Annotated in this window: 3 protein-coding genes; 1 reads left to right on the top strand and 2 read right to left on the bottom strand. The window is 46.2% G+C overall.

Translation table 11 applies throughout. From position 1 onward, the window contains the following. Nucleotides 1-203 precede the first annotated feature (203 nt). Complete coding sequence (gene ltaS / locus IC21_RS05800) at nt 204-2,189, top strand: lipoteichoic acid synthase (RefSeq protein WP_029143003.1); 1,986 nt, start codon at nt 204-206, stop codon at nt 2,187-2,189. Nucleotides 2,190-2,303: 114 nt separating this feature from the next. On the opposite strand, the gene IC21_RS05795 is transcribed toward ltaS, so the two are convergent. Together IC21_RS05795 and IC21_RS05790 are read right to left on the bottom strand one after the other, a co-directional pair. Then, a complete protein-coding gene (locus IC21_RS05795; protein WP_029143004.1) occupies nt 2,304-4,373 on the bottom strand; it encodes a thioredoxin domain-containing protein in 2,070 nt (689 codons plus the stop codon). 90 nt (nt 4,374-4,463) lie between these two features. Continuing rightward, nucleotides 4,464-5,726, bottom strand: a complete 1,263-nt coding sequence (locus IC21_RS05790) for an MFS transporter (protein ID WP_029143005.1) — start codon at nt 5,724-5,726, stop codon at nt 4,464-4,466. Between the last annotated feature and the right edge of the window lie 328 nt (nt 5,727-6,054).

Below are 6,054 nucleotides of genomic sequence, written 5' to 3'. Positions count from 1 at the left end.
CAAGTAAAGCACGGTAGCCGAAAGTGTACAAAAAGAGTGTCTTGGAATACCCGATATTTAAACCTTGTCGAGAAAAACTTGACACATACAGCCGTTAATGAGCGCTTGCTTTTTTTAAAAATTGTATTACAATATGTTGGTATGAATGAAGAAGCGTCCTGAAATTGTTGCCGGAGAGTTTGGCGATTGGGAGGGAATACTGAATGAAGATCTCGTTTAGCCAGATTAAAAGTTTGCTAAATAAAAAATACGCCCTGTACTTTCTCATGGTTTTTTTGTTCTGGGTAAAAACTTATATTGTCTATAAAGCGGAATTCAATCTGGATCTGCAAAACGGCATGCAGAAATTTTTGCTCGCCATCAATCCCATCAGTTCGGCACTGTTCTTCTTTGCGCTTGCGCTTTTCTTTAAAGGACGCGGCCGGATCATTGCAATGACTGTGATTGACGTGCTTTTGTCTGTTTTGCTGTACGCGAATGTATGCTATTACCGTTTTTTTAATGACTTCATTACACTGCCTGTGCTGTCGCAGACGAAAAACTTCGGCGACCTCGGCGGGAGTGCCGCTGCATTAATGAAGCCTTATGATATTTTTTACTTTTTTGATACGATCATCCTCATTGTCTTGATTGCAACGAAAGCCGTCAGGGCCAATGCAGAGAAGGTCAGCCGCCGCTCGCTTGCCGGGCTGATGATTGCCGCAATTGCATTTTTCATTTTTAATCTCGGTCTTGCCGAAGCGGACCGCCCGCAGCTTTTAACGCGGACTTTTGACCGCAGTTATATCGTGAAATATCTCGGCATGTACAATTACACCCTTTATGATGCGGTTCAGACAACAAAATCGTCTGCGCAACGGGCGATGGCTGATAGCAGTGACGTGAGCGATGTGGAAAACTATGTGAAAGCGAACTATACCGAGCCGGACAGCAAATATTTCGGCGCGGCAAAGGGTATGAATGTCATTTACGTTTCACTTGAGTCGTTCCAGAACTTTTTGATCAATTACAAATTGGACGGCAAAGAGGTCACACCGTTTTTAAACTCGCTGACAAAGGACAAAAACACCTTTTATTTCGATAACTTTTTCCACCAGACAGGCCAGGGGAAAACGTCTGATGCCGAATTTATGATGGAAAACTCGCTGTTCCCGCTGCCGACAGGGTCGGTATTTACGACGAAAGCACAAAATACGTACCAGGCGGCGCCTGCTATTCTTGACCAGAAAGGCTATACATCGGCTGTTTTCCACGGAAACTATAAGACTTTCTGGAACCGTGACGAAATGTACAAATCGTTCGGCTATGACCGTTTCTTTGACGCCAAGTATTACGATATGAACGACAAAAATACGTTAAACTACGGGATGAAGGACAAACCTTGGTTTAATGAGTCGATGCAGTATTTGACCAAATTGCCGCAGCCTTTCTATGCGAAGTTTATTACGCTTTCAAACCACTTTCCGTTTCCTTTGGATGAAGAGGATGCAGACTTCCCAAAGGGCGATTTCGGCGATAAAACCGTGGATAACTATTTTCAAACCGCCCATTATCTGGATGAAGCGATACAGCAGTTCTTCACCTATTTGAAGGAATCCGGGCTTTATGACCATACGGTGATTGTCATGTACGGCGACCATTATGGCATTTCGGAAAATCACAATGCGGCGATGGCGAAAGTGCTCGGCGTTCCTGAAATTACGCCATATTTGAACGCACAGCTGCAAAGGGTGCCGCTGTTTATCCACGTCCCGGGCGCAAAAGGCGGGATCAAGCATACGTACGGCGGTGAAGTCGATGTGATGCCGACGGTTATGCATTTGCTTGGCATTGATACAAAAGACTACATCCAGTTCGGGTCTGATCTTTTGTCCAGCCAGCACCGCCAAGTCGTTCCATTCCGTAACGGTGATTTTGTCACCAATAAGTACACGCAAGTATCCGGAACGCTTTACGACAATGCGACCGGTGAAAAAGTCAATCCAAAACTAGGCAAAACTGATGAAAAGATTGCAAAAGAGATGCTGAATCTGTCTGATAAAGTGGTATACGACGACCTGCTCCGTTTCTATACGCCAAAAGGTTTTACGCCGGTGAACCGGAACAAGTATGACTATTCCTTTGACCAGACGGATATGGCCGGGTTGCCGAAAACCTCCATTCCGGATTCAGCCAAAAAGAATAAATAAAGAAAACAAACCCCGGTGGAATGCAACCGGGGTTTGTTTTTTGTGCCAGGAAAAAGCATATCGTGAATGCATCATTCCGGCTTCTTTTATGGTTTTCAACAGGCATGTTTTCAATCATTTTTTAAAGAGCAAATCCCTGGCAGTTTGAAAATCGTTTGTCGGTTGATTGCAGCTGAAGTTTTCACAGACATAAATGGTTGGTTGCCCGTTTATCATGGCATAATCTTCAATAAAAGGGGCGATTTTGGAGAGTTTCTTCTTTTCGCGCCTTTTTACTGCCATGAAGGAAATTTCGGGGTGAAAATTCTCCTGAATATGGCGGATAAAATCAACAGCTTTTTCTGTTTCATCATCCATAACGATCACCACTTCCTTCGTTGCCTGCTGTGCGTACATCACTGCCTGCATCATCATGGCGTGGGCATTGGGATCATCATGGATAACCTTGCTGAAGGCCTGAAACATTTGCTGGACTTTTTCTTCCAACGTAAAATCCCCGGTCAGTTTCGCCAGCCTTAACAATTGGCAGGCTGCGACACTGTTCCCGGAAGGCAGTGCCCCGTCATAAGACGCCTTTTGCCTGACGAGCAATGGCTCATCGTCGTTTCCGCTAAAGAAAAAGCCTCCTCCATGTCCGTCCCAAAATAAATCAATCATATTGCCGGCCAGTCTTTTTGCTTCCGCCAAATAAAAAGGGGCAAAAGTGGACTCATACAGTTCCATATATCCCCACAGGAGAAAGGCATATTCGTCTATAAAACCTTTGTTTTTTACTTCGCCATCGCGGTATCTTACCATTACCCGGCCATTTTGGATCAAGTTGTCCCTTATAAAAGAAACCGCTTTTTCTGCAGCCTGCACATAAGATGGTTGATAAAAAACACGCCCCGCTTTTGCGAGTGCTGCAATCATTAAGCCGTTCCATGCCGTTAAAATTTTATCATCGCGGAACGGGCGCACCCGCTTTTCCCGGTGCTGGAATAAGCTTTGCCGTGCCGTTTCTAATTTTTCCGCCAGCGCTGCGGGAGAAATCCCTTCCTTTTTTGCAATTGTTTCCAAATGGGTTGTAATCTGGTTCGGAATATTTTTTCCTTCGAAATTTCCCTGCCCGGTAATGCCGTATGCCTGGCAAAAGAGCGTGCCCAACTGTTCCCCCAGCACATCTTTTACTTCTTTAGGCGTCCACACATAAAACTTTCCTTCCTCGCCTTCCGAGTCGGCATCTTCCGCGGAATAGAATCCGCCATCCGGATGGGCCATATCACGCAGCACATACTTGATGATTTCTTCCGTTATTTTTTTGTACCGGGCATTTTTCGTCATCCGGAAAGCATCGGTATAGGCCAGTGCAAGCAGCGCATTGTCATAAAGCATCTTTTCAAAGTGCGGCACCAAAAATTTTTCATCAACGGAATAGCGGGAAAAACCGTAACCAATATGGTCATAAATTCCCCCGCGCGCCAGCCCGTCCAATGTTTTTGTTGCCATCGCAAGCGCATCCCGGTTTTCATAAAATTTGGCATACATGAGTAAAAATACAAGTGAATGCGGCATTGGAAATTTCGGCGCCCTGCCAAAACCGCCATAGCGGGGATCAAAAGCCTGCTTGTAAGTTTGGAAAGCGCGCCCGGCCGTTTCTTTCGTTAAAGCCGTTTGCCCCCCTTTTTCCCGGCTTGCCTTGAGCGCCTGTTTGACTTGTGCCCCCACATCCTTGATCCGGTCCGGATTTTCGGTGTATTGTTGGGATAAATAATGCAACACTTCTTTAAAACCGGGCATCCCATACCGGCTTTCCCGCGGAAAATAGGTTCCGGCATAAAAAGGGACCTTCTCCGGCGTCAAAAATACGCTCAACGGCCAGCCGCCCTGCCCAGTCATCATTTGGCAAACAAGCATATAAATGGCATCAATATCCGGCCGCTCTTCCCTGTCCACCTTAATCGCCACAAATTTCTCATTCAGGATCCGCGCCACCTCTTCATTTTCAAAAGACTCCCGCTCCATCACATGGCACCAGTGGCAGGTCGAATAGCCGATGGAAACAAAAACCGGCTTGTTTTCCCGCTTCGCTTTCGCAAAAGCGTCTTCGCCCCACGGATACCAGTCAACCGGATTACGGGCGTGCTGCAGCAAATAAGGTGATTTTTCATGAATTAACCGATTGAATGGTCTGTTTTCACCCAAGACATTCCCTTCTTTCTTTCACTTCCTTTATCATCAGTTTACCTGAAACAAAAAGGCGCTACAAATGCTTGAAATCGCACGACTCCGCAATTAAGCAGGGGAAGAGGCTTTAGCACGTGATTTGTCCGGTTTCACCGCCGCAAATGTAAGCCCTGCCGCCACCAGGCAGAAACCGGCCATGATCACCATGCTGATCTCAACTCGCCCTTTCATAAAATTGGCCATAAATAACGGGCCTGCCGCCACGCCGATGTAGCGCATCGAACTGTAAATGGCGCTGATCGTCCCGCGGACTTCTTTTTCAATCGACTGGTTAATCAGCGCATCTAACGGCGTAAGAGAGGCACCGATTCCGATTCCGCAAATGAGAAAGGTCCCCATTAAATAGAAAAAACGGTCCGAAAAGGAGATCACGAGCACGGAGGCTCCGGTAATAAGCACACTGGAGAAAATAATCCATTTCATCAGTACCATGTTTTCTTTAATGATTTTCCCTGTTATAAAGGAAGAAAGGCACAGCGCCGCAAGCGGGACGGCCAAAATAAACCCTTTCTTCACGCCGTGGTAGCCGTACTGGTCTTCCAGATTGGACGACAAATAAAACAGCACAGCAAACAAAATAAACATCACGATGGCCCCGATCGCAAATACGGACGCCAGCCAGCTCCAGTGCTGGCGGAACACCTTTTTCGTATTCGATATAAATGCTTTGATTCCCGGACCCTGTTTTTCTTGTGCCGGCCTTTTGACAAGAAACAAAACAGACAGGATAGAGATCAGGCAAAAGACCGGGATGGCCGCAAAAGGCAAAAACCAGATCAACCCTGCCAGAAAGGATCCGAGAATCGGGCTCAATACTTTTCCAAATGTATTGGCCGTTTCAATAATGCCGAGGGTGGTGCTCACATCCCGGTTGCGGCGAAACATATCGCCGACAAGCGGCAATACGATCGGTGCCGCGCCGGCCGTCCCGACGCCCTGCAAAGTCCGGCCGACCAAAATAAGGGAATACGGGTGATCGAGTTGCCAGGCAGCATATGCCGAAATCGCCCCTCCGGCAGCCGTAATCACAAGTGACGGGATAATGACCATTTTTCGGCCGTATCTGTCCGATAAAAATCCGGCAACCGGAATAAGGAAAATGGCGACAATTGAATAAAAGGTGATAATATAGCTGGATTGGACTTTGGAGATGCCCAGTTTGTCCTCCATCAGGGGAAGGACCGGGATCAGCATCGAATTCCCCAGTGTCATAATCAGGGGGATGGACGATAATGCCACAATCGCCCATCTTTTTTGATGGATTTCATTGTTTTTATCGGATAAAGGTGTGTTTGTTGTTAAATGATCCATTGTCTGTATTTTCCTTTCTTCTTTTCAATGTCAACACTCTTCTTTACTATCTGCCCAACCGGAGACATTTATGAATGGAAAAAACGGGTTTTCTTTCTCATCATTTTTTAACAAACCATTCATATCTTTTTCTTTTCATTCGGTTAGTATATAAGAAAAAGCGGATTCTCCTTGATCATGCGCCTTCCGGGGCTATAATAAGGGCAGCGGAAAAGAAAGAGTTCCGGCAAAAGAACTTCGAGGAGCATTCCTGTAATGAAGGAAATTTGAGGTTTGCACAAAAAAGAGCCCCCCTGGTATGATACGAGGTGTCCAGAGCTTCAAAAGC

The sequence above is a fragment of the Heyndrickxia coagulans DSM 1 = ATCC 7050 genome (genome assembly GCF_000290615.1).
GTDB classification, from domain to species: domain Bacteria; phylum Bacillota; class Bacilli; order Bacillales; family Bacillaceae_C; genus Weizmannia; species Weizmannia coagulans.
This window is presented reverse-complemented; position numbering and strand designations above follow the sequence as displayed.

Bases quoted from the DNA above. Each gene is read 5' to 3' on its own strand.
- ltaS (WP_029143003.1), top strand. From the start codon at position 204: ATGAAGATCTCGTTTAGCCAGATTAAAAGTTTGCTAAATAAAAAATAC.
- IC21_RS05790 (WP_029143005.1), bottom strand. From the start codon at position 5,726: ATGGATCATTTAACAACAAACACACCTTTATCCGATAAAAACAATGAA.